Source organism: Caenispirillum salinarum (genome assembly GCF_044803115.1).
GTDB lineage: Bacteria > Pseudomonadota > Alphaproteobacteria > Rhodospirillales > Rhodospirillaceae > Caenispirillum > Caenispirillum salinarum_A.
The window spans coordinates 3,247,454-3,271,346 of the sequence record NZ_CP085224.1; the positions used below are offsets into that span (position 1 = coordinate 3,247,454).

Genomic DNA, 23,893 nt, shown 5'->3' on the forward strand with positions numbered 1-23,893 from the left:
TCCGTTTTGTTCGTGTTCAGGCGGTCAGGTCCCCTGCGAGGAACCGGCGGCCGAGTTCTGACCGCGGCTCGGTCAGGAATGCGTCCGCCGCCCCGAATTCCACCAGGCGGCCGTCGGCCATGAAAAGGACGTCGTGCGCCAGCCGGCGCGCCTGGGCGAGGTCGTGGGACGCCATGATCACCTTGATTCCGGCCGCCACGACCGAGGCCACGGCCCGTTCGACCGCCGCGGAATGCGCGGGGTCCAGGCTTGCCGTCGGTTCGTCCAGGAAAAGCACCAGCGGCCGCAGCGCGCGCGCCTGCGCCAGGGCGACCAGCTGCTGCTCTCCGCCCGAAAGCACCCGCGCCTGCCGGCCCGCCAAATGGGCAAGGCCGGCTTCTTCAAGCGCCGCCATCGCAAGATCGCGGCGCTGCCGGCGCGGCACCCGCCTCATTGCAAGGGCATAGACCAGGTTGTCGAGCACCGGCCGCCGCAGCATGACGGGCCGCTGGAAAACCATCGCCTGATGGCGCGCCGCCTCGGCAACAGGCAATCCGCCCCAGCTGATGCGGCCGCTTTCGGGCTTGACCAGACCGTGCAGAAGGCGCAGCAGCAGGCTCTTGCCGGCACCGTTGTGGCCGAGCAGGAAGGTCGGCAGCGACGTGGTCAGGGAAAAGGAAATGTCGCGCAGGAGGTCGCGCCCGCCGGCCGCGAAGGAAAGCCCTTCGACGCGCAGCGGAATCAGCGGCGTGTCGCTTGTCTGCACCGAAGCACCCGAAGGGCGCGGATGCTCAAGAATGATATGCATCTACAGTCCGTTCCGCCTGACTATCCCGACGATGCGGAGCCGCCATTTTCCGTTCCAGGAAAATCATGCGGCGCGCCACCCAGGCAGGAAGAATTTGCAGCACCGTGCAGGCAGATGCAAAGAAAGACCCGGAGGACCACGCCCAGGGCTACGGCGCCGGGTCCGGTTTGAAGTAGAAGGCCGAGTGGCCGCGCAGGTTCTGGTCCACGATCAGGGCGTGGTTGAGCGGCGGGAAGGCCCGCTGGCTGCAATCCAGCCGCTCGCAGAGGCGGCAATTGACGCCGATGGGGACCGCGGCCTCGCGGTTGTCGAGTTGCAGCCCGTCGGCGTGGACCAGTTGCGCGGCATGGTGCGCCTCGCAGCCCAGCGCCAGGGCGAAGCGCTGCGGCGGCTGGCGGTGGCCGCTGCCGGGCTTGGTCATGGACTGCGCCACGAAGAAGTACAGCGTGCCGTCGGGCATCTCGGCCAGTTGGGTATGCAGGACGCCCGGCATGGCGAATGCGTCGTAGACGTTCCACAGCGGGCAGGCGCCGCCGAAGCGGGCGAACTGCAGCGGCGCGGCGCTGAAGCGCTTGGAAACGTTGCCCGCCTTGTCGACCCGGATCATGAAGAACGGCACACCCCGCGCGCCCGGTCGCTGAAGGGTCGTCAGCCGGTGGCAGATCTGCTCGTAGGTGACGTCGAAGCGGTGCTGCAACAAGTCCAGGTCGTAGCGGTGCTTGCGCGCGGTGGCGTAGACCTTGTCGTAGGGCAGCAGCACCGCCCCGGCAAAGTAGTTGGCCAGCCCGACATAGGCCAGTTCGCGCGCTTCCCGCGTGGTCAGGGAGGCATCCGTGATGATGCCGCGAAACAGGGCCTCGTGCTCCAGCAGGCCGATCTTCACCGCCATGTGGAAGACGCGGGCCTGCGGCGACAGCAGCTCCGACAGCATCAGCCGGTTGGTGTGACGGTCGAAGCGGCGGATGGCGTGGCCCATCACCTCCACCGGCATCCGCTTGACACGCAGCCGGTGGGCCTGCCCCAGATAATCCGTCAGGCCGCGGCCAAGGTCTCCGATCTCCAGCTTCGCCCGCTGCCAAAGGTCCTCGGCGGCGGTCTCGATCTTGGGGAAATGGTTTTCGTGGGCCTGGAAAAAGTCGCGCACTTCCTCCAGCGGAAACGCCTTGGTCTGAAGGACCTGGAGCTTGTCCCGGTCGGCGACGCGCTCCGACAGGGCGCGGATGGCCACATGCGCCTCGGAATAGGCATGATAGAGGTCCAGCACCGCCTCGCTCAGCGCCGGGGCCACGGACGCGATCTCGCGCACGTCCTGCTTCTTGATGTCGTTGTCGCGGAACAGCGGATCAGCGAAGACTTCCGTCAATTCGCCGGCAAGCCGCGCCTCCTCGGTGTCGGCGAAGGACTGGATCTCGACGTCGAAGGCCTGGCTCAGCTTGATCAGCAGGCGCGCCGTCACCGGCCTGTGGTTGTTCTCGATCAGGTTGAAATAGCTTGGCGACAGGCCGAGCCGCTCGGCCATCTGCGCTTGCGTCAGGTCGAGGTCCCGCCGCAGGCGCCGGATCTTGTGACCCAGCATGACCTTGCCGTCTTTCGCCATTCCTCTGCCCTTCGTCTTGGAGGAATGGCAATACAGCAGAAGGTCCGGCTCCCCGTCAACGAAAGCGGGAGCGGCCGGCGGCCGCTCCCCTGTCGATCGGGTCATTCGGCGGCGGTGCGCGCCGTTTCCGACACCATGCGGCGCATCACGTCACCGGTGGCGATGATGCCGACGGCCTTGCCGTTCTCGGTCACCACCAGGTGGTGGACCCGGTGGCCGGTCATGAACGACACCGCCTGCGTCAGGGTCACGTCCGCCTCCACAGTGTAGGGGTCGGGCGTCATGACCTGCTTCACGGCCGTCTCATGGACGACCTGCGTCGGCCGCCCCTGCCCCGCCAGCACCACGTCGGTGTGCGAGACGATGCCCACCGGCTTGCCCTGGTCGGCGACCACGACGGCAGTGGTGTTGCGCTCCAGCATGAGGCGCGCGGCGGTCGCCAGCGTGTCGTCCGGGCCGACCATGGACATGTCGCGCACCATGATGTCGCGCACCGTCGCGCCGTCGTTGGCGCCGCCGGCCGCCTCGGCGGTCTCGGCCGCCTCCACGTCCTCCAGCGGGATGGACACCGGCACCAGGCGCGGCAGGTCGTCGGCCTGGTGGGCCGGCATGTCCGGGTGCGGCAGCGGCATCGGCTCGTCCGCCGTCTTGCCCAGGCCGAACTCCTTGGCGCCGACCAGCACGCCCATGTTGCCGTGCGGGTGCTTGTTCTCGTACATGAGCTGGTGTGCGTCGGGGATCTGGTCCCAGGTGAAGCCCTGCGACAGGCACGGGTCGATCAGGCCCTCGAGAACCATGTCGTTGAAGGCGTAGCACTGGGCATCGTTGGCGAAGTGCGAGCCCTGAACGCGCTTCTGGCGCATCCACATGTAGCGCAGGTCGACGGTGGCGTTGTAGCCGGTGGTGCCGGCGCAGATGGCGACCATGCCGCCGGTGTCGCAGACGAACAGCGAGGTCGGGATGGTGGTCTCGCCGGGGTGCTCGAAGACGATGCGCGGCTGCTTCTTCTCGCCCAGCACCTCCCAGATGGCCTTGCCGAAAGAGCGCACGCCCTTGAGCCAGGTGTTGTAGCCCGCCGTGTCCTTCCAGTGCGGCAGCATGCCCCAGTGGTCGAAGTTCTTGCGGTTGATGCAGCCCTTGGCGCCCAGCTGCTGGCAGTAGTCGAACTTGTCCTCGCCGGAGACGACGGCAATGGGCACCGCGCCCTTGGCCTTCGCGATCTGGATGGCCATGGAGCCGAGGCCGCCGGCGCCGCCCCAGATCAGCGCCACGTCGCCTTCGCGGATGGCGTGCTCGCTCCAGCCCATCAGCATCCGGTAGGCGGTGGCGCCGACCAGCATGTAGGCCGCCGCCTCTTCCCAGGTCAGGTGCTTGGGCTTGGGTGCGCACTGGGTGCCCTTGACCTTGGTGAACTGCGCGAAGCTGCCGTAGTTGGTCTCGTAGCCCCAGATGCGGTAGGTGGGGGAATACATCTGGTCGACGCCGGCCTGCACGCTGGGGCATTCCGGGTCATAGGTGCCGCAGTGGACGACGACCTCGTCGCCGACCTTCACGTTGGTGACCTTCTTGCCCACCTTGTAGACGATGCCCGAGGCATCGGAGCCACCGATGTGGAACTCTTCCGGCTCGCCGGCCTTGTTGCGTGCGGCGATGACGTTGACGGGGATGCCGAGGCCGGCCCAGACGTTGTTGTAGTTGACGCCGGCCGCCATGACGTAGACGAGGCAGTCGTAATCGCCGATTTCCGGCACATCCACGACTTCCTTCTCGAACGCCTTCATCGGCTCGCCGAACCGCTCGGGGCGGATCAGCCACGCGTGCATCTTGGCCGGCACTTCACCGATGGGCGGCATCTCGCCGATGTCGTACAGGTCCTTGGTCATGGTCGCGTCCCTCGTTTTGTTGCAACGCGATGATGTATGACAAAATTTTCTTTCGCAATGCACAATCTGATGAAAATTTGCAAACTTGCAAATCTCCTGCACCACAAAATGTGAAAATCAGAAAAGTTTGAAAAGGCATCGCTGGCCTGAAAGGGCGCAAAAAAAGGCACAGCACGCATCAATGCGGCTGTGCCGAGGCAGTATGGTCGCGGACGCCGGACGGCGCCAGGCTTTGTCATCTCAACCGCCCGACAGGCGGGCCCGGTTCCGGCGGCTCTCGAAGGGCTCGAAGGCACCGCGCGCCACCGCGCCGATGTCACAGCGCTCTATGCCGATATCCTTCAGGTCGCGGTCGGTCATGGCGTGCAACTCCGCGATCTCGCGGGCGATGCGGCGGCGTTCCGCCAGGGCGTGGAAGGCGCGGACAAACGTTTGCGCCACCGCGCCGAAAACCGTCGGCGTCTGGCGATCAAGGGTCGTGCCGTCGACGACGGTGGTCAGGGTCTTTTGCATGATCGTTTCCTCCGGGGGCGAGGGCCGGCCCCATGCCGTCCTCCCATGCCCCCACGATGGCGCGCGCCAGTGGAAGCAGCCGTGGAAAGCGGCGTGGAATCGCCGTGGAATCCGCATCGCCGCCTTTCGGATGAACCACCGCATACGGCTTTCGCGCGCGGTGGGCGTCGCGGCGCTTTGCTAAACTTCCGGCTTGAACGGCAGCGGACGCCGGCTCATGGACGGACGGCTGGAGATCGCGGTGCTGGGCGACCTGCGGGTCACCCGCGGCGGCGAGGCGGCGGCATTGCCGCCCTCGCGCAAGACCCGTGCGCTGCTCGCCTATCTGGCGGTGGTCGACCGGCCCCAGCGGCGCGAGCGCCTGTGCGAGATGTTCTGGGACATTCCCGACGATCCGCGCGGCGCCCTGCGCTGGAGCCTTTCGAAGCTGCGCCGCATCGTCGACGACGAGGGCCGCGCCCGCCTGGACGCACAGCGCGACACCGTCTTCCTCCATACCGACGGCATCGACCTGGACCTGGACCGCGTCGCCGGCCTGGACCCCGAGCGGCTGGACGTCGTGGAGACGTCCACCCTGGAAGATGCCGTGTCGGCCTTCCGGGGCGGTTTCCTGGAAGACCTCTACCTGTCCAACTGTCCCGAGTTCGAGGCATGGCGCACAGCCAACGCCAACGGGCTGGAAATCCTGCGCCTGCGCCAGCTGCGGGAGCTGATCGGCCGGTTGCGCGACCACCCGGACCGCGCCCTGCCCCACGCCCACGCCCTGCGCGCCCTCAGCCCCGAGGACGAGGATCTGGCGCGTGAGGTCGAGGCCGTGGCGGCCGCCGCACGGGCCGCCGCCGGGACGGCGCGGCTGACAGCGCCTCTCCAGCCTCCCCCGCCGCCCCCGCCCCCGGCACCGGCCGATGCGCCGGAGGAGGACATCCGGTTCTGCACCACGCGCGACGGCCTGCGCATCGCCTGGGCCCCGGCCGGTGCCGGGCCGCCCCTGCTGCGGGCCGGACACTGGATGTCCCACTTACGCTACGACCGCGAAAGCCCCGTCTGGCGCCACTGGATCAAGGCGCTCTCGGACGGCCACACCTTCATCCGCTATGACGAGCGCTGCTGCGGCCTGTCCGGCACCGCGGAAGATGTCTCGTTCAAGGCCATGGTGGGCGACCTGGAGGCGGTTGCCGACGCCGCCGGGCATGACCGCTTCGCCCTGCTCGGCATCTCGCAGGGGGCGGCGGTGGCGGTGGCCTACGCCGTGCGCCATCCAGACCGCGTGTCGCACCTGATCCTCTACGGCGGCTACGTCCAGGGATGGCGCAAGCGCGGCAATCCCGGCGAGATCGCCTCGCGCGAGGCCATGGCCGTGCTCATGCGCGAGGGATGGGGGCAGAACCATCCGCTATTCCGCCAGTTGTTCACCTCGCTGTTCATCCCCGGTGCGACGCCAGAGCAGATGGCGTGGCTCAACGACCTGCAACTGCGCACCATGTCGCCCGCCGACGCCTATCGGCTTCAGGCAAGCTTTGGAGAGGTCGACGTCTCGGCCCTGCTAGACCGCGTGACCGTGCCGACGCTGGTGCTGCACGCCCGCGAGGACGGCGTCGCGCCGCAGGAGCAGGGCCGCGCCTTCGCCCGCGGCATCGCCGGCGCGCGCTTCGTGGAACTGGACAGCGCCAACCACATCCTGCTGGACGGCGAACCGGCTTTCGACCATTTCCGGCGCGAGTTGCGCGCGTTCACCGCCGCCGAGCAACCGCGCCCCCAGGCGGCCGCATCCCCTCCGGCTCCAGCCCCCGACCAGTCCCGCAAGCAGGTGACTGTCCTGGCGCTGGAAATCGTCAGCCCGTTGACCGCCTTCGAGGACGATGACCCCGAGGCCGCTCTCGCCCTCATGGACCCGCTGATGGCCGCCACCCGCCGCGCCGTTGAGGACGCGGGAGGCGTGGTCATCGGTGCCGATCCCTCGGGCCTCACAGCCCTGTTCGGAGCGCCGGTGGCCCAGGAGGGGCACGCCTGGCAAGCCTGCCGCGCCGCGCTGGCCATCCGCGACGCCGTGTCCGCCCTGAGCGGCGGAAGCGCCCGGATGCGCGCCGGCATCGATACGGGCGAGGCGGTGGTGCGCGGCTCGGGCACCCTGGCCGCCTTCAACGGCGGGCTGGAGGTGGCCGGGGCGCCCGTGCGCTTCGCCCGCACACTGACGGGCTGCCTGAAGCGCGCCGCCATCGCGGCCACCGACCGCGCCCGAGCCGCCGCCGGCGGCTCGGTCCGCACCGAGCCCCTGCCCCGCTCCGACTGTCCCGGCTGGAGCCGCGACCGTCCGGTGTTCGAGATTCTGGAGGAGAACCGCGCGCTCAGTCGCTGGCACCTGCGCGCCAGCCGCAGCCTGACGCCCATGGTGGGACGGGAAACCGAGCTGCAACTGCTGGCGCGCGCGCTCGGCCGGGCGCGGGCCGGGCACGGGCAGGTGGTGGGCGTGGTGGCCGATCCCGGGCTGGGCAAGTCGCGCCTGACCCACGAATTCCTGGCGTCGGAAGCGGTCGCCGGCTGCATCCTGGTGGAGGTCGGCGCGCTGGAGTTCGATGCCAACGTCAGCCACGGCGTGTTGCGTAAGCTGGTCCGCGCGCTTCTCGGCATCGGCGAGAGCGGTCCGCCCGAGGCCGCCCACGCCGCCGTCGCCCGTCGCCTGTCCGCCCTGCCGGGACCGGAGGCGCTGATGCCGCCGCTGCTCTTCGCCCTGGACCAGGCGCCCGACGATGCCGCCTGGGATACGCAGGACGCCGGCGCCCGGCGCGACCGCATGGCCGAGGCCGTGCGGGTCCTCCTGTCGCTGGAAGCCCGCCGCGCGCCGGTGGTTCTGCTGGTGGAGGACCTGCACTGGATGGACCCCGGCAGCGAGGCGGTGCTCGCCCGCGTGGTGGAGGGGCTGGACGCGCTGGGTGTGCTGCTGCTGCTCACCTACCGGCCGGAATACCATCCGCCGTGGTCGGGTCGCAGCAGCTTCCAGCCCCTGCGCCTGGACCCGCTGGACCGGTGGGAGACGCAGGAACTGGTGCGCGCCCTGATCGGCGACGACCCCAGCGTCGCTACGCTGACACCGCTGCTGGTGGAGCGCGCCGATGGCGTGCCGCTGTTCGCCGAGGAGACCGTGCACACCCTGGTCCAGGACGGCCGGCTGGAGGGCCGCCCCAGCCGCTACCGCGCGTTGGTGCCCGTGACGGCGGTGGAAGTGCCGCCGACCGTGCAATCGGTCATAGCCGCCCGCATCGACCGGCTGGTGGAGGATGACCGCCACCTGCTCCAGGCCGCCGCCGTGGTCGGCAAGGACGTGCCGGTGACGCTGCTGAAGGCCGTGGCCGACCTGCCGCCGGACCGGCTGGCGGCGGCGCTGGCGCGGCTTCAGGCGGCGGAATTCCTGTTCGAGACCCAGTGCTACCCGGAGCGCGAATACACCTTCAAGCACGCCATCACCCACGATGTCGCCTATGCCTCGCTGCTGCGCGACCGGCGGCGGACGATTCATGCCGGTGTGCTCGCGGCCATGGAAGACCTCTACGCCGGGCGGCTGACCGACCACATCGAAAAGCTGGCCGCCCACGCGACGGAGGCGGAAGCCTGGGACAAGGCGGCGCGCTACCTGATGGACGCCGCCGACCGCGCCATCGACCGCTCCGCCTACGCAGCCGCGGCGCAGGCGCTGGAAGCGGCGGCGCGGGCGCTGGCGGCGCTGCCCGAAACGCCGGAGACCCTGCGCCGCGCCGTCGACATCCGCACCCGCATGCGCCCGGCGCTGGACGGCATCGGCGCCTTCCATGCCGCCTTCGAGCGGCTGAAGGAGGGCCGTTCCCTGGCGGCCCGACTGGACGACCCGGAGCGGCTGGCCCAGGTGCTCCTGCACACCAGCTACATTGAAAGCACCCACGGCCGCCTGGACGATGCCATCGCCACCGCCGATGCGCTGAAGGCGCTCGCCAAGGCCAAGGGGCTGGAGCGGTACGGGCGGGAGGCGGACCTCGCGGCGTCCCAGGCGCTTCTGCTACGGTCCGATGCGACGGCGGCGGAGCGTCGGCTGGCGCCTCATCACGACCACTTTATCGGCCTGCGGGCGGACCGCTTCGGCCAGTTCGGCACGCGGTCGGTCTGGTACCTGGGCCATGCGGCTCTGACGGCGGCCTATCTGGGGGATGCGGCGCGGGCGCGCGCCCTTTCCGATCAGGCGGCAACGCTGGCGGCGGAGACGGGGCGGCCCTTCGACACCTTCTTCGCGACCTACTTCCGCACGCGCGGCCTTCTGCTGACCGACGCCCGGGCCATCGACATCCCGGCGGTGGAGGCGGCGGCAGCCGACTGCCGCGAGCGCCCCAAGCTGATCTTCCAGAGCTGGCTTCTGGCGACGCTCGGCCATGCGCAGCTTCTGCGCGGCGAGGACGCGGCGGCCGTCGTCACGCTGGACGCCGCCCGCGCGGCGGCGGACCGCTTCCACATGCCGCAGTTCCGGGACTACGCGACCGTCGCCCGGGCCTGCTGCCCGACCGCCCCCGGCACCGACCCTGGCGCCCGCCGCGCCGCCCTGCGCGAGGCCCTGGCGCTGGCCGAGGCCATGCGCGACCGCTGGCTGCGCGTGCAGGTGCTCCGCGCGCTGGCCGATGCCCTGGCTGAGACAGGACAGGCATCCGAGGCCGCCGCCCTTCTCGACGACGCCCTGCGCACGGCGGAAGCCAATGGATACCAACTGGAGGCCGCCTGTTGCCGGTCGGCCCTGAAGACGCATGGCGGCGCGGCGCCTAGGGTGACGGCAACGTCTCCCGCTCCCGAACGATGAGCGGGCGGCGCCGGTGCAATTCGGCCATCACCTGCGCGACGTCGGCGGCGGGAACCGCATGGGCGTGCAGCGTCTCTTCCAGCACGGCCATCATCTCGTCGAAATCGACGGCGCGGATGTTCAGCCCGGCGTGGGCCTCGCGCAGCCGCCCGTCCGACTGCGCCGCCGGGCCGCCCATGACGCTGCCCAGAAAGCGCGCCTGGTGGTCGACCAGCCGCGCCATGTCGGTGTTGGCGAAGAAGACCGCCAGGCGCTCGTGCTTCAGCACCCGGTCGTAGAAGTCGAAGACGAGGCGCGCGACGGCGGCGGGCCCGCCGAGGCGGGCGTAGAGCGTGTCCATGACGGCGGCTCCACGATGCGGCCACGCGCCCGCACCCGGCGGCGGGCGGCGGCTTGATCGTCAAGCCTACCGCCGGCCGCCGGGGCGCGTCCACGGACCATCAGGCGGGCACGGCCGTGATCGAAGGGCGCAGCCGCCGCGCGTCCGGCACGTCCGGCCATGTCAGCATATGCGCGACTTCGGCCTTCATGGCCTTGTTGAGCCCGATGTGCAGGGCCTTCAGCCCTGGCACCGTCCAGTCGAAGGAGGCCACAGCGTCGGTAACCTCGAACAAAGGGCGCGAGAGGGCGTCGCGGGTTTCCTGGTAGCCGGCCAGCGCCGCGTCGGTGCCGGCGGCGGCGGCGGTCGCCAGAAGTTCGGCGTCGCGGAAGGCATCGGTGATGCCGTGGGCGGTCAGCGGGTCCTTGAAGTATCCCGCATCCCCCACCAGCGCCCATCCGGGGCCGTGGGCGCGGCGCAGGAAGCCCTTGCGGCCGGCGAACGCCATGAGCCGCCCTTCCAGCCGCGCCCCGCGCGCCGCCACTTCCGCCGGCAGGTCGGGCGCGCTTTCGGCCAGCACGGCGTTGAAGCCCGCCGCCGCACCGTCGCGCATCATGCCCTTGAAGCGCCCCGGCGGCATGGAGGCGAAGACGCAGGCCCGCCCGGCGGTCGTCGGAATCACCCCGGCGGAGACGTTGGGCCGGTAGAACCAGCGGTAGGCATCGCCGGACAGGCCGGTGAAGTAGCCGTAGATCACTGCCGAGGCGTGGCGTGCCGTCACCTCCACCGGCGCCCCGGCCAGCCGCGCCACCGCCGAGCCGATGCCGTCGGCACCGATCACCAGCCCGGCAGAGACCGCCACCTCCCGCCCCTCGTCATCGCGCAGGATGCCGCCGGTCACCCGGCCGTTTCCGTTGCGCATGAGGGCGGTCAGAGTGTGGTGGTGGCGCACCTGCACGCCCGCTTCCTGCGCGGCGTCCACCAGGATGCTGTCGAGCACCATGCGGCGCGGAGCATACAGGGCATCGGTGCCGTGGGCGGGCGCGATTTCGATGTCCAGCACCTCGTCGCCGTAGTGGAATTCGGTGCGACGGATGGCGGGGGTGTTCATGACCCGCACGCGCTCCAGCAGGCCCCAGCGATGCAGTTGCAGGACCCCGCCGCGCATCAGCGCGTGGGTCGAAAGCGTGTCGGTGCCGTATCCGCCCCGGTCCGCCATCAGGACGGACAGGCCGTGGCGGGCCAGAAGCATGGCGGTGGCCGCGCCCGCGCATCGGGCGCCGATCACCAGGACATCGACGGTCATAGCTGTACGTTTGCTCATGGTCGGTCTCCCGAGGGTCAGGCCGCGACGACGCGGCGCACGGTCGCCAGATGGCGGACCAGATGATCGGCGAGCGCCTCGGCATCCCGGCCGACGCCGCCGATGAAGTTGGACGATCGGTGGCGCAGGAAGCGCAGGCCCAGCACCACCAGCCCCGGCGCCGGCGTGACGCCGCCGTCGTGGATGATCTCTCCGGCCGCATCCAGCACCGGCACGTGCAGCCACGAATAGTCGCGGCGAAAGCCGGTGGCCCAGAGGACGGTCTCGATGCCCTCCGCCCGCAGGTCCAGGCGGGTCGGCGCGTCAGGCGCCGCCAATGGCCGGGGCCGCGCGCCGGTGGTTCCGGCGAAGGTGTCGATGCCGCCCAGCAGCCGCGCCATGCGGGCGTCGGCGGCGGCCATGGTCTCGGGCAGGTCGTCGGCAAAGGCCATCTGCCCGCCCGCCTCCACCGCCCCGGCGCGACCGGCCAGGCGCACACCCAGGTCCATGAGCGTGCCGAGGTCGAGGCTCGCGTGGTCCGGCCGCCCGACCAGTTGCATGGAGGGCTGGCGGCGGGCGCGGTCGAGGTCGGGGACAGCATGGGCCGGCTGGGTCAGCGTCCCCATGCGGTCGAACCACCACAGGATGTCCCGCCCGAGGTACCGCCGGGGCAGCCGGATATGGCGGCCGACGGCAAGCGTCACCGCCCGCCCGGCCCGCGCCAGGTCCTCGGCCAGTTGCAGGCCCGAAGCGGAGGCGCCGACCACCAGCACGCCGCCCCCGCGCACCATGGACGGGTTGCGGTAGGCCGTCGGCGTCAGTTGGTCGATGTCGTCGGGCAGCGCGGCCGACAGGGGTGGGATCAGCGGCACGCCGCACATGCCCGTCGCGATCACCACCGCCGGCGCCTCCCAAGCACCGTGACTCGTCTCCACCCGGTAGCGGCCATAGGCGCGGCGGGTGACGGACCGGACGGAAACGGCCGTCTCCACCGGGCAGGCGCCGGAGGCGGCGTAATCCTCCAGGAACCGCACGACCTCGGCCATGGTCATGAAGCCGTCCGGGTCGGGACCGTCGTAGGCGCGGCCCGGCAGGCGGGTCATCCAGTTGGGGGTGAGAAGGCGCAAGCCGTCCCACCGCTCCGACCGCCAGCGTTCGCCCACACGGCCACGTTCGAGCACGACATGGTCGACGCCCCGGCGGGTGAGGCAATGGCTCATGGCGAGGCCCGCCTGGCCGCCGCCGATGATGATGACGCTGGTGCGGAACATGGGACTGATCTCCGGGTTCAAAACCGGCTCGACGGCCGCCGCCCGATCCGGCTTCAGGACCGGACGGACGGCCGTCGGCGCGGGCGGCGTCAGGCGTCGACCATCACTTCGACGGGAACGCCGTTGGTGAGGATGTCGAAGACGGCGGAGCGCTTGCGGGACTGCTCCACGATCTCGCGCAGCTTCTGGGGGGAGGCATCGCCCTCCACGGAGAAGCGGATGCGGATCGCCTGGAAGCCGTTGCGCACCTCGTCCGACAGGCCGAGGATGCCGCGCAGGTCGATGTCGCCTTCCACGCTGCTTTCCACGCTCCGCAGCCGCACCCCGCGCGCCGCCGCGATGTTGGCGATGCCTGCCGTCAGGCAGGCGGCCAGGGCGTGCAGCACGTATTCCACCGGCGTCGGGCCGTTGTCGGCGCCGCACAGGACGGCGGGATGGTCCGCATCGGCCTTGAAGACGGCGGCGTGGACGTGCTCACCGCCCGCGCCGGAAAAGCCCGACATGGTGCTGCGGCTGTGGGTGCCGTCCACCCAGCGGCTCTGGGCGCGGAACTGGAACTGCGCCAGCTCGGGCTGGCCGCCGACGGCGTTGATGGTGGCGAACAGCGTGGGGGTGTCGACGCCGTTGATGGGCTCGGGCGCCTTGCGCTCGGTCTTGTCCATCTTGGCGGTGGTTTCCATGGTCATCTGGGTCATCGTCTGTCTCCTGGTTTTCGGTTAGGTCTCTTCGTCTGGACTGTGGGCGGTTCTGCGTCCGCCTCACGAGAACAGGTTTAAGCCCGGCGCGTGGAAGGCCGCGTGGAAACGGCAGTGGAATTGCGGGGGCGTTTCGTGGAATTGCCCAGGGTCTCGATTCACACGGTCAAACCATTGTTTCGGAACGAAAAAAGCCGCGCCTCCGCGACACCCCGAAGGGTGCCGCAGGGCGCGGCAAGGTGGCGTGAGCGTAGAGAGGTTGCTCGGGGCTGCGGGCCTATTCAGCCGGCATTGGGGTGGCGCGCGGCCGGATGTTCTGGTTGACGCGGAACAGGTTGCCGGGGTCGACCTCGGCCTTGATCCGCGCGAGCCGCTCCATGTTGGCGCCATAGGCGGTGTCGGTGCGCCCGCCCTCGTCCTCCGGCATGAAGTTGATGTAGGCGGTGCCTGCGGCGAAGGGGGCGGTGGCGTTGAACAGCCCGCGCGCCCAGGCGATGCAGCGGGCGTCGTCGGCCCTGTCCTGCCAGCGGGCGTGGACGTTCATCACGTAATGGGGCCTGCGCTGCGGGAAGGCCGTCGCGTCCGCCGCAACCCGTGACGACTGTCCGCCGACGTGGCCGAAGAACACCTCGCACTCGTCGGTCGGCAGGCGGTCGGCATAGTTGAACACGGCCTCCATGGCGGCGTCGGGCAGCGTCAGGAAATCGTGCGTCTTCCAGTAGTTGCGCGCACCCGGCCCGCCCGAGGCATCGAAGGCCATCTGCCAGTCGGTGAAGGACTGCGGTCCGACGGCGGTGCCGATCGCGCCGGGCAGCGCCAGCACGGGCGCGATGGCGGCGTCGGCGTCCTCCAGCGGGCCGACGTGGCAGACCACCAGGATCAGCACGTCGGTCCCGTGCGTCTCTTCGGGCAGGAAGGGCAGCGGCGGCGCCTTGCGCAGCACCGCCCAGACGGTCAGGTCGTCGGGCCCGTCGGCGATGGAGACCCGGTAGGTCTTCATGATCTCCCGCGCCCGGTCCATGGGAAAGACCACCAGCCCGGCGGTCACCTGGGGCTCAAGGCCGTGCAGGGCGAACTCGAAGGCCGTCACGATGCCGAAGTTGCCGCCGCCCCCGCGCAGCGCCCAGAACAGGTCCGGGTTCTCGGTCGCCGAGACGCGGCGGATGGTGCCGTCGGCGGTGACCACCTCGGCAGCCGTCAGGCTGTCGACGGTGAGGCCGTGCTTGCGGGTCAGCCAGCCGAAGCCGCCGCCCAGCGTCAGCCCGGCGATGCCGGTGGTGGAGTTGATGCCCGTCGGCACGGCCAGGCCATGGGCGTGGGTTTCGCGGTCCACGTCCGACAGCAGGCAGCCGGGCTCGACCACGGCGCGGCGGGCGGCGGGATCGACGCGGACAGAGCGCATCAGCGACAGGTCGATGAGCACGCCGCCCTCGCACACCGCCCGGCCGGCGATGTTGTGGCCGCCGCCGCGCACGGCCAGCAGCAGGCCGTGCTCGCGGCAGAAATCGACCGCGCGGGCGACGTCGGCCGCGCCCCGGCAGCGCACGACGACGGCCGGATGACGGTCGATCATGGCGTTCCACAGGGTGCGCGCCTCGTCATAGCCGGCCTCGTCGGGCAGGCAGACGGAACCGCGCACGGCGGCGCGCAGGGCATCGACGGCGGCGACCGGCACGGCGCGGTCATAGCCGTCGAGCGTGGTGACCAGAATGGTCGGCGCCTCTTGGGTGAGGGTGTCCTCGAAGGGTGTCATGGGTCTCGTCCCTGGTCTGGAATGCGGGTGGCCGGTTGACCGGCGTCTCACCAGGGACCGTAGCGGGGGCGGTGGAGGGCGCTTGTGCGAAAAGGCACAGGCTGTGAGGTGGGTCACTCCTCCTCCGCTTCGCGGATCATTTCCAGCAGGCGGTCTGGGTTGGTGAGGCACAGTCCGCCGCGCCGCTTTTCCAGCAGGCCTGCCTTCTCCAAAGCCCGCAACTCGCGGTTGACGGCCTCGCGCCGGGCGGCGACGCGGGCGCCCAGTTCGGCATGGGTGGGCGGCGGCGAGACCACCGCCGTCCGCCCGTCCGCCGACGGACGGGACAGGCGCAGAAGCTCGGCGTAGATGCGGTGGCGGGCGTTGAGCGTGCCGTACTCGTTCACCCGCGCCGACAACCGCCGCACCTGGCCCGCCAGCAGCGCCAGCACCTGGTTGCAGGCATCGGGCCAGCGGTGGAGCGTCTCGCGGAAGACGCTCGCCGACATGCGCCCCACCGTCACCGCCGTCACCGCCAGGATGCCGGCGGAGCGCGGGGCGCCGTCGAGCGCCGCCAACTCCCCGAAGAACTCGCCGTCGCCGATGTCGCGCAGGATCACGTCCTGCCCGCCGACGGTACGGATTAGCACGCGCACCCGCCCGACGGTCACGAAGAAGACGTCGGTGCCGTCCTCGTCGTAGTCGAGAATCCACTGCCCCGGCTCGTAGCGCTTCCAGCCGCAGCGGGTGTCCAGCCGCGCGATCTCCTCGGGCGGCAGCGAGGCATAGAGCGGGATGCGGCCGAGAGTTTCCAGCGTGCGTGCGGAGACGGTCGTCATGGCGTGCCTCCCCGGCAGCGCCACAGCACCATGTCGCCTCGCCCACGCACGGGCACCGGCCCCAGGTTCTCCAGCCGGAACGCCGAGGCACCGGAGCCGAGCCGCCGGCGGGCGCGGTCGGTGAGGTAGAGGGCCTCCTCTGCGCCCAGGCCCGACAGGCGGCTTGCCACGTTGACCACGTCGCCCCAGACGTCGAAGGAGAACTTGGTCCGGCCGACGGCGGCAGACAGCACGGGGCCCGCGTCGATGCCCACGCGCATGCGCCATTCCGGGTGCTGGGTGCGAAGGCGGTCCAGCATTTCCAGCCCCCCGCGCAGGCAGGCGCCGACCGGGTCGGGGCTGGGCAGCAGCAGGTTCGCCGTTACCGCCACGCCATCGCCGACCCCCTTGATCTTCTCCAACCCGTGGCGGTCGAGACACCCTTCGCAGGCGACCAGCAGGCGCTCCAGTTCCTCCACCACCTGTTCGAGCGGATGGGCCTCGGCATAGCGGGTGAAGCCCACGATGTCGGCAAACAGCACTGCCACGTCCTCGTGCCGGCGCGGCGTGACGCGGCCGGTCTCCTTCAATTCCGCCACCGCCGGTGCGGGCAGGATGGCATGCAGCAGGGCGTCGGCGCGGGCGCGTTCGGCCTCGATCTCGCGCAGGTAGGAGGCCTCGCGGTCGCGCCAGCGCTTCTTCTCCAGGCAGGCCTGGACGCGGGCGCGCAGCAACGCCGGCTCGAAGGGCTTGGTGAGGTAGTCGTCAGCGCCCAGTTCCACGCCGGCCACCACGCTCGCCAGGTCGTCCAGGGCCGAGATCATCACCACCGGCACGTCCCTCAACGCAGCCGAGCCCCGAATGGCGACCAGCACGGAAAAGCCGTCCATGATCGGCATCATCACGTCCAGCAGGACCAGATCCGGCGGATCGTCCTCCAGCATCGCCAGCGCCGCCATGCCGTCCGAGGCCAGCAGCGGCTCGCAGTCCATGGCCTCCAGTTCCTGCTCCAGCAGGTCGCGGTTGGCCGCGTTGTCGTCGACGATGAGGACGCGCGGCAGCGCCACGGAACCGTCGTCGCGGGTCATGGCGCCGGCTCCCCGTCCAGGGCCGCGGCCCCGAGGAAGGCGCGCAGGCGGTCGAACAGCAGGTCCTCGTCCACCGGCTTGGCGAGGTAGTCGTCGCACCCCGCCGCCCGCGCTTTCTCAGCATCCCCCGCCATGGCGTGAGCCGACAGCGCAATGACGGGAATGGAGGCCAGCGCCGCGTCGGCCTTGAGGCGGCGGGTCGCCTCCCACCCGTCCAGCACGGGCAGGGACAGATCCATGAGGATGAGGTCCGGCCGCACCCGCGCCGCCGCCGCCAGCCCCGCCGCGCCGTCGGCGGCCGTGACGACGGTGCAGTGGTCCTCCAGAAGCTGGACCATGAGGTCCAGGTTCATCTCCACGTCCTCCACCACCAGGATAGTCGCCGTCATGACACCGCCTCCCCCGTTTGGGCCGGGTCCGGCGCAACCGTTTGCGGCGGCAGGATGACGCGGAAGACGGACCCGCCGCCCGGCCGGTCGGCCAGGGTGATGTCGCCGCCCATGAGCCGTGCCAGCCGCCGGCTGATGGACAGGCCGAGCCCCGTGCCGCCGTGGGCGCGCGTCGGGCCGCCGTCGACCTGGCGGAATTCCTCGAACACCAGCTCGCGGGCCTCTTCCGGGATGCCGATGCCGGTGTCCGCGACCGTGATTTCCACCCCCTCCGCGACCGCGCGGGCGGCGACCGTGACGGTGCCGGCTTCCGTGAACTTGACCGCGTTGCTCAGCAGGTTGAGCAGGATCTGGCGCACCTTGCCCTGGTCGGCGAGCAGGTCGGGCAGCGCCGGGTCCAGGTCGGCCACCAGCCGCACCCGGCCGGGGCGGCGGATCATGGGCTCGACCGTGCGCAGGGACTGCTCCACCAGCGGCCGCAGGGCGAAGCGGACGGGTCGGACGTCCATCTGCCCGGCTTCGATCTTCGACAGGTCCAGCACGTGGTTGATGAGCGACAAGAGGTGGTTGGCGCTGGCAAGAATTTTCTCCAGGTTCCCCACCTGCCGCTCGGGCAGCACGTCGCGCCCGCGCCGCAGGACGATGCGGGTGAAGCCGATGATGGCGTTCATCGGCGTGCGCAGCTCGTGGCTCATGTTGGCGAGGAACTGGGACTTGGTGCGGCTGGCGTCCTCCGCCCGGCGTTTCTCGGCGGCGTAGCGCTGGGCCAGCTCCACCTGGACGGCGGCCTGGCGCTGGAGCGCGGCGCGCGATCGTTCCAGGTCCGAGACGGTGCGGCGAAGCGCGGCTTCCGCCTGCTTCAGTTCCGTGATGTCGAAGTACGTGAGCATCCGACCGCCGTCTGGCAGCGCGATGCCGTGGAACTGGATGACGCGGCCGTTGGCCAGCGCCAGTTCGCGGGACGGAATCCCGCCGGCCCGCACTTCCTCCATCCTTTCCTCCAGATAGGCCGGCCATTGCTCGCGCGTGACCGGATAGAGGCCGGCGCGCATGCTTTGCTCCAGGTCCTGGCGCAGGGTGCGGGGGCGGTCGTAGAAATCGGGCGGGATGCCCCAGATTTCACGGTAGGCCCGGTTGGCGAGACGGGCCTTCAGGTCCGGACCGCAGAACAGGACGCCGTACTCGATGGTGTCCAGCACCGCATTCAGGTCGCGCAGGGCGGCGTCCTTGAGCGCGCTGGCGTCGCGCAGCTCCTGCTCCCGCTGTTTCAGGATGGAAATGTCGTGGAAGCCGGCGATGACGGCCGGCTGGCCCTCGTGCTCGGTCTGCACGGCGTTGACCAGCGCCCAGAACTCCCGTCCCGAGGGCAGGCGCAGGCGCACCTCGCACTGCTCCGCCCGGCCGGTGCGGGCCAGGCGCTCGCGCAGCATGGCACGGTGCTCGGGCGCGATGAACCGCTCCACCCCCGGCGCGCCGAGAAGCTGGGTCAGCGGCATCCCCGCCACCTCGGCCATGCGCCCGTTGGCATAGAGGACGGTGCCGTCGTCCTGCCGGGTGACGGTCAGCGGGAAGGGGGCTGCCTCCAGCAGTCGGCGGTGGCGGCGCTCGGCGGCGTGCAGGGCCTCCATGGCACGGCGCTCGGCGGTCACGTCCTGATAGGTGAGCATGCGCCCGCCGTCGGGCAGCGCCACCACCTGATACAGGATCGCCCGCCCGTCCAGCCGCTTCATCTCGCGCGGTGCCGTCGGCCCGGCGCGGATGGAAGCCATGCGCCCGGCGACGTAGTCCTCCCACTCCGCGTCGGGCACGTCATAGAACCCGGCGTGGCGGTTGACGTCGAACAGCGCCCGCACCGGGGTTCCCGGCATCACCAGGCTTTCGGGAATGTTCCACAGGTCGCGATAGGCGCGGTTGCCGATGCGCACCCGCAGGTCGCGGTCCAGGAACAGGATGCCGTAGTCGATGACGTTGAGCAGCGCCAGCAGTTCCCGCTGATTGCGCAGCTCGCGCTCCGCTCGGGCGCGCTCGTCCAGTTCGCGGCGAAGCTGGGCGTTCAAGTCGGCAAGCGTGCCCTTCTGCGCCGTCAGGGCCCGTTCGCGCGCGTCGATCCGCTGGGCCATTTCCTCAAACGCGCGGGACAGGATGCCCACCTCGTCGGGCCGGGCGGTGTCCAGGTCCGACACCGGCCGCCCCACCGCCACCGCGCGGGCGGCCCCCGTCAGTCGCTTGAGCGGCGCGCTGACGTGGCGGCGCAGCACCCACGACAGGATCACCAGCTCGATCACCAGCGCCAACAGGCCCAACGCCATGACCAGCCACGCCGTCTGGAAGGCCTGGTTGCTCAGCAGTGCGCGCGGAAAGGCGGTGATGAGGAACCACCCCGGCCCGTCCAGCCGGGTGACGGCCAGAACCTCGTCGTCGGTGCGGTTCTCCACGATGACGTCGTCCACCCCCTCCCGCGCCAGGTCCAGCGTCCGGGCCAGATGCGGATCGCCGGTGCGGGCCACGGTCAACTGGCCGCTGCTGGCCTGCACCGCCTCCATGAAGCGGGGATGGGCAATCAGGCGGCCGTCGTCGCGCACCAGCAGGCTGTAGGGACCGCCGGGCTCGCTGGTGGCGATGCGGGTCATCAGGTCGTTGAGCAGCAGGTCCTGCCCGAAGCTCGCCAGCAGGCGGCCGTTCTCGACCACCGGCCGCAGGGCCGAAACCACCCACTCGGCGGCGCCATAGTCGTAGTAGAGGTCGGACCAGTCCGCATGGGGCACCGTGCCCTCGGCCGGCAGGGGATGGTCCGCCTGCGACAACAGGTCCAGCTTGCCGAAAAGCTGCCAGTCCGACGCCTCCAGCGCCCACGGCGTGTCCGGCCAGAACATGAGCACCGCCGGCTCGGGCAGGACCATGTAGAAGTTGGTGTAGCCGGCCCGAAACGCCGGTCCCAGGCGCGCGAGCACGTCGTAGCCCGCCACGATGCGGCGCTTCAGATCGTCGTCCACCAGCACATGCTTGCCGATGAAGCCGGTCACGCCGGTGCGCCAGAAGACATCCTCGGCGACGCGCAGCGTGCCGTCGTCGTGCTGGTCGAACAACACGTCGAAGCGGTGGCGCACGTCGGGAAAACCGGTCAGCGTGAGCTGCCGGTCGTAGGACGTGGCGGCGATCCCCAGGTTGGCGCCGGCATGGTTGAAGACCATGCTCTCGCGGGCGCGGCGCTCCTCGATGGTCGTGCGCAGGCTGGCAAGGGCCTGGCTCTCCAGCCCGGCCTCCACCTGCCGGTACGCCAGCAGGGTCGCAACCACGACCACCAGCGTGATCCCCAGGCTGACCGAGCGCAACGCCCGCCATGCCAGCGACGCGCCGCGCCCGTCGCGTGCCTTGCCGGCCGCCGTCACGGTACGATGCGGGCGAGCGGCGGCGGCGTGTCGATGCCCAGCCGCGCGGCGATGCGCTGGTTGAACAGCAACTCGCCCTCCCTGTTGTAGGCCAGCGGGATGTCCCCCGGCCGCTCGCCGTGCAGGATGCGTTTTGCGGCCTCGGCCATGAAGAAGCCCTGCTCCTCGGGCACCTTCGCGACCGCCAGCAGCGTGTAGGGCGCCAGCCAGGAGAAGTCGGTGCCGGTGGGGATGCGGGTTTCCTCTTCCGTCAGCCGGCGGGCGGCGGTCTCGTTCCAATCGGTCAGCGCGCCGACGCCCAGCACGACCAGCATGTCCACCTCGGCCTGCGCACGCCGGAAGGCCGCTGTCCACTCGCTGAAGCTGGACACCAGGTAGACGGAGTCGTAGGACAGGCCGAACAGCTTTTCGTGGTGCGCCAGTTCCTTGCGCTTGGTGTCGGTGTCCTCGGCAATGAAGCCGATGCGGTCGCCACGCGCGTGGGACCGCAGAAGCCGCACGATCTGCGGGATGGGCGAAACCTCCACCATGCCGGTGACATTGCCGTAAGGCAGGCCGTAGGTGCCGGCGTCCCAGTTCAGGCCCGAGAAGACGATGGGCAGGTCGGCGTCGCGGAAGTGGGGCATGATGACGAACCGCGCGACGGGATCGTCGCTGGTCGTCACGACGTGGGGCCGGAAGGCCTCGATGGTGCGCAGGACCGCTTCCACCGCCCCCCTGACCTGATGCGGCTCGGCCTTGCGCTTGGCGTCCATGTGGATGATGCGCAGATCGACGCCCGTGCCCCTGAAGCCCTCACGCACGGCCGCGGCGATCCGGTCGTTCCACTCGTTCCCGGCGTGGTAGCTGTCGATGTGCAGGACGCGCTTGCCCGCCAGATGGTCGGCGCGCGCAGTCGCCATGCCGAGGCCGAAGACGGCGGTCAGCATGACCACGAGAACAAGCAGGGTCCGGACCATGTCGCCCACCATGGTGACGCGGCGCCGGCGGAACACGGGCACCACGGGATCCACCCTCTGCCCGACGAGGTTACAGGACCGGCGTCGCCGCCCCAACCAAGCTTCGGTGGTAGCGGAGGACCGGGCGGCCGCCCGCGATCCTCCGCCGCATGTCCGGGCCCGCCGGAGCGGGACGACGATCGCCGCCCGATCCCGCTCCGGCCCCGGCTGTCATCGCGCCTCCGCGACCTCGGCCGGACTGCCCTTCGCGTCGCCCGCCAGCATGGTGCCCGAGGCTGCGCCGGTGTGGCTGTAGGCCACGCGGCTATACCGGCCGCTTCCGTCGTACCGGAAGCCGGGCGCCCAGGTGCCGCGGCCCTCGACCTTCATCACCAGCGCGGGCGTACGGTTGGCGTCGCGCTCGACGATGCGCTGATAGGTGCCGTCCCCGCCGCTGCTGAAGCCCGGCGCCCAGGTGTCCCGGCTCTCGATGCCCGTTGTGCGGGCGTCGGCCGCGGTTTCGACCACGACGAACTTGATGTACCGGTTGTCGTCGTCCTTCATGTAGCCGGGCTTCCAGGACGTGCTCGTCAGGGTCTTCATGTGTTCGCCCGCGACGGCGGACGCCGAAGGGCCGGTCAGGGCGGCGGCGCCGACGGCGATGGCGGCGGCGGTGGCGAAGAAGTTCGTGAAACGCTTGTTCATTTCCTGTCTCCTGCTGGATCGTTTGTTTCATCTCCGGGGTCTCATGTCCCGGTGAGGAGACAGTAGCGGCGCCGCCGCGGCGTCCTTGTGCGATTTGACACAGGCCGAACCGGCCGACGACGGCGCGGCGACCGCCATCTGGCCGACACTCAATCGGCGGCACGCCCAGGATGGTCTTCAACCGCCTTGCCGGATCACAATGCAAATGATAATGACTCTTATCTCAACGCGCCGTGGAAGACGGACCTGCGGCCAGGGGGATAAGCAGCCAGGCGCCGGGGCGCGAAATGTCCGACTGCCACGAGTGGTTGCAAATCACTTTCAGTTGCGTTAGCACGTAGAAACCATAACGAAACCAGGGGAACACACCGGATGAAGACGTTTGCCACCGCTGGCGCCGCCGCCATTCTGCTCGCCGCCGCCGCCGCGGCGCCCGCCCAGGCCGCGCCGCCGGCCGCCGCCGAGGTGGTCGCGACCTATGCCGACATGGCCCACGCCAAGTACGAGGACAGCCTGAAGGCTGCCCAGGACCTCGACGCCGCCATCGACGCCCTGGTCGCCTCGCCGTCCGAGGAGACTCTGGCCGCCGCGCGCAAGGCATGGGTTTCGGCCCGCGAGCCTTACCAGCAGTCCGAGGTCTACCGCTTCGGCAACCCCATCGTTGATGCCTGGGAAGGCCGCGTGAACGCCTGGCCGCTGGACGAGGGCCTGATCGACTACGTCGCCGACGCCTACGGCGAGGAAAGCGCCGAGAACGCCGCCTACTCCGCCAACGTCATTGCCAACCCGACGCTGACGCTGAGCGGCGAGCAGATCGACGCTTCCACCATCACCAAGACGCTGCTGTCGGATACCCTGCACGAGGCCGACGGCGTCGAAGCCAACGTCGCCACCGGCTACCACGCCATCGAGTTCCTGCTGTGGGGCCAGGACCTGAACGGCACCGGCCCGGGCGCGGGCAACCGCCCGGCCACCGACTTCGACCCGGCCAACTGCACCGGCGGCAACTGCGAGCGCCGCATCGCCTATCTGACCACCGCGTCGGAGCTGCTGATCGACGACCTGAAGGAAATGGTCGCCGCCTGGGCGCCGGGTGGCGAGGCGCGTGCCGCCGTCTCCGACGACCCGACCAAGGGCCTCGCCATGATGGTGACCGGCATGGGCAGCCTGTCCTACGGCGAACTGGCCGGCGAGCGCATGAAGCTCGGCCTCATGCTGCACGATCCGGAAGAAGAGCACGACTGCTTCAGCGACAACACGCACTACTCCCACTACTTCAACGCCAAGGGCATCCAGAACGTCTACCACGGCCGCTATACGCGCATTGACGGCACCGTGGTGACCGGCCCGGCGCTGGCCGACATGGTGGAAGCCAAGGACCCGGCGGTGCATAAGGAAATGACCACCCGCCTGGCCGCCACCATGGACGCCATGGGCGTGCTGGTGGACACCGCCCAGGGCGGCGAGGCCTACGACCAGATGCTCGGCGCCGAGAACCCCGAGGGCAACGCCAAGATCCAGGCGGCCGTCGACGCGCTGACCGCCCAGACCCGCTCCATCGAGCAGGTGGTGGCCGCGGCCGGACTGGGCGGCCTGGACTTCGAGGGCTCCGACAGCCTTGATGCGCCGGAGAAGGTTTTCGAGTAAAAGACC

General features: G+C 70.3%; 17 protein-coding genes. 2 read left to right on the forward strand and 15 right to left on the reverse strand.

Annotated features, from left to right (window positions below; genetic code table 11):
- Positions 1-16 precede the first annotated feature (16 nt).
- From LG334_RS14915 to LG334_RS14930, 4 genes are all read right to left on the reverse strand, one after another.
- Positions 17-787 carry an ATP-binding cassette domain-containing protein gene (locus tag LG334_RS14915; RefSeq protein ID WP_404379211.1) on the reverse strand — a complete coding sequence of 257 codons (771 nt, stop codon included), beginning with the start codon at positions 785-787 and terminating at the stop codon, positions 17-19.
- Positions 788-935: 148 nt separating this feature from the next.
- Positions 936-2,384 (reverse strand): short-chain fatty acyl-CoA regulator family protein, encoded by a 1,449-nt coding sequence (locus LG334_RS14920; RefSeq protein ID WP_404379213.1) that lies wholly within the window; start codon positions 2,382-2,384, stop codon positions 936-938.
- Positions 2,385-2,485: 101 nt separating this feature from the next.
- A complete protein-coding gene (gene ccrA / locus LG334_RS14925) occupies positions 2,486-4,267 on the reverse strand; it encodes a crotonyl-CoA carboxylase/reductase (RefSeq protein WP_404379215.1) in 1,782 nt (593 codons plus the stop codon).
- A 240-nt stretch (positions 4,268-4,507) separates the two neighbouring features.
- On the reverse strand, positions 4,508-4,780 hold the full coding sequence (locus tag LG334_RS14930) for a DUF1127 domain-containing protein (RefSeq protein ID WP_404379216.1): 273 nt from the start codon (positions 4,778-4,780) through the stop codon (positions 4,508-4,510).
- A gap of 217 nt (positions 4,781-4,997) precedes the next feature.
- On the opposite strand from LG334_RS14930, the gene LG334_RS14935 reads away from it, so the two are divergent.
- Positions 4,998-9,593 (forward strand): alpha/beta fold hydrolase, encoded by a 4,596-nt coding sequence (locus LG334_RS14935; protein ID WP_404379218.1) that lies wholly within the window; start codon positions 4,998-5,000, stop codon positions 9,591-9,593.
- Here LG334_RS14935 and LG334_RS14940 read toward each other — a convergent pair.
- From LG334_RS14940 to LG334_RS14990, 11 genes are all read right to left on the reverse strand, one after another.
- Positions 9,556-9,933, reverse strand: coding sequence for a group 1 truncated hemoglobin (locus tag LG334_RS14940; RefSeq protein ID WP_404379220.1), 378 nt, complete (start codon positions 9,931-9,933; stop codon positions 9,556-9,558). The two genes, LG334_RS14935 and LG334_RS14940, sit on opposite strands and share 38 nt — an antisense overlap.
- Before the next feature lie 100 nt (positions 9,934-10,033).
- Positions 10,034-11,236 carry an NAD(P)/FAD-dependent oxidoreductase gene (locus LG334_RS14945; protein ID WP_404379221.1) on the reverse strand — a complete coding sequence of 401 codons (1,203 nt, stop codon included), beginning with the start codon at positions 11,234-11,236 and terminating at the stop codon, positions 10,034-10,036.
- Positions 11,237-11,253: 17 nt separating this feature from the next.
- Entirely contained in the window at positions 11,254-12,486 is a 1,233-nt protein-coding gene (locus LG334_RS14950) for an NAD(P)-binding domain-containing protein (protein WP_404379222.1), read from the reverse strand.
- Positions 12,487-12,575: 89 nt separating this feature from the next.
- Entirely contained in the window at positions 12,576-13,181 is a 606-nt protein-coding gene (locus LG334_RS14955) for an OsmC family protein (RefSeq protein WP_404379223.1), read from the reverse strand.
- A gap of 277 nt (positions 13,182-13,458) precedes the next feature.
- Complete coding sequence (locus LG334_RS14960) at positions 13,459-14,934, reverse strand: FAD-binding oxidoreductase (protein ID WP_404379225.1); 1,476 nt, start codon at positions 14,932-14,934, stop codon at positions 13,459-13,461.
- Between the two features lie 113 nt (positions 14,935-15,047).
- The gene (locus tag LG334_RS14965) at positions 15,048-15,752 is read right to left on the reverse strand and encodes a Crp/Fnr family transcriptional regulator (protein WP_404379227.1); all 705 of its coding nucleotides are present in this window, start codon (positions 15,750-15,752) and stop codon (positions 15,048-15,050) included.
- On the reverse strand, positions 15,749-16,819 hold the full coding sequence (locus tag LG334_RS14970; RefSeq protein WP_404379228.1) for an adenylate/guanylate cyclase domain-containing protein: 1,071 nt from the start codon (positions 16,817-16,819) through the stop codon (positions 15,749-15,751). Before LG334_RS14970 ends, LG334_RS14965 begins: the two co-directional genes overlap by 4 nt.
- A complete protein-coding gene (locus LG334_RS14975) occupies positions 16,816-17,208 on the reverse strand; it encodes a response regulator (RefSeq protein WP_404379229.1) in 393 nt (130 codons plus the stop codon). Before LG334_RS14975 ends, LG334_RS14970 begins: the two co-directional genes overlap by 4 nt.
- Complete coding sequence (locus tag LG334_RS14980) at positions 17,205-20,597, reverse strand: PAS-domain containing protein (RefSeq protein ID WP_404379230.1); 3,393 nt, start codon at positions 20,595-20,597, stop codon at positions 17,205-17,207. Before LG334_RS14980 ends, LG334_RS14975 begins: the two co-directional genes overlap by 4 nt.
- The gene (locus LG334_RS14985; RefSeq protein ID WP_404379232.1) at positions 20,594-21,601 is read right to left on the reverse strand and encodes an ABC transporter substrate-binding protein; all 1,008 of its coding nucleotides are present in this window, start codon (positions 21,599-21,601) and stop codon (positions 20,594-20,596) included. The genes LG334_RS14980 and LG334_RS14985 overlap by 4 nt, the downstream gene beginning before the upstream one ends.
- Before the next feature lie 165 nt (positions 21,602-21,766).
- Positions 21,767-22,240, reverse strand: a complete 474-nt coding sequence (locus tag LG334_RS14990) for a hypothetical protein (RefSeq protein ID WP_404379233.1) — start codon at positions 22,238-22,240, stop codon at positions 21,767-21,769.
- Between the two features lie 372 nt (positions 22,241-22,612).
- On the opposite strand from LG334_RS14990, the gene LG334_RS14995 reads away from it, so the two are divergent.
- Entirely contained in the window at positions 22,613-23,887 is a 1,275-nt protein-coding gene (locus LG334_RS14995) for an imelysin family protein (RefSeq protein WP_404379234.1), read from the forward strand.
- The last annotated feature ends 6 nt before the right edge of the window (positions 23,888-23,893 follow it).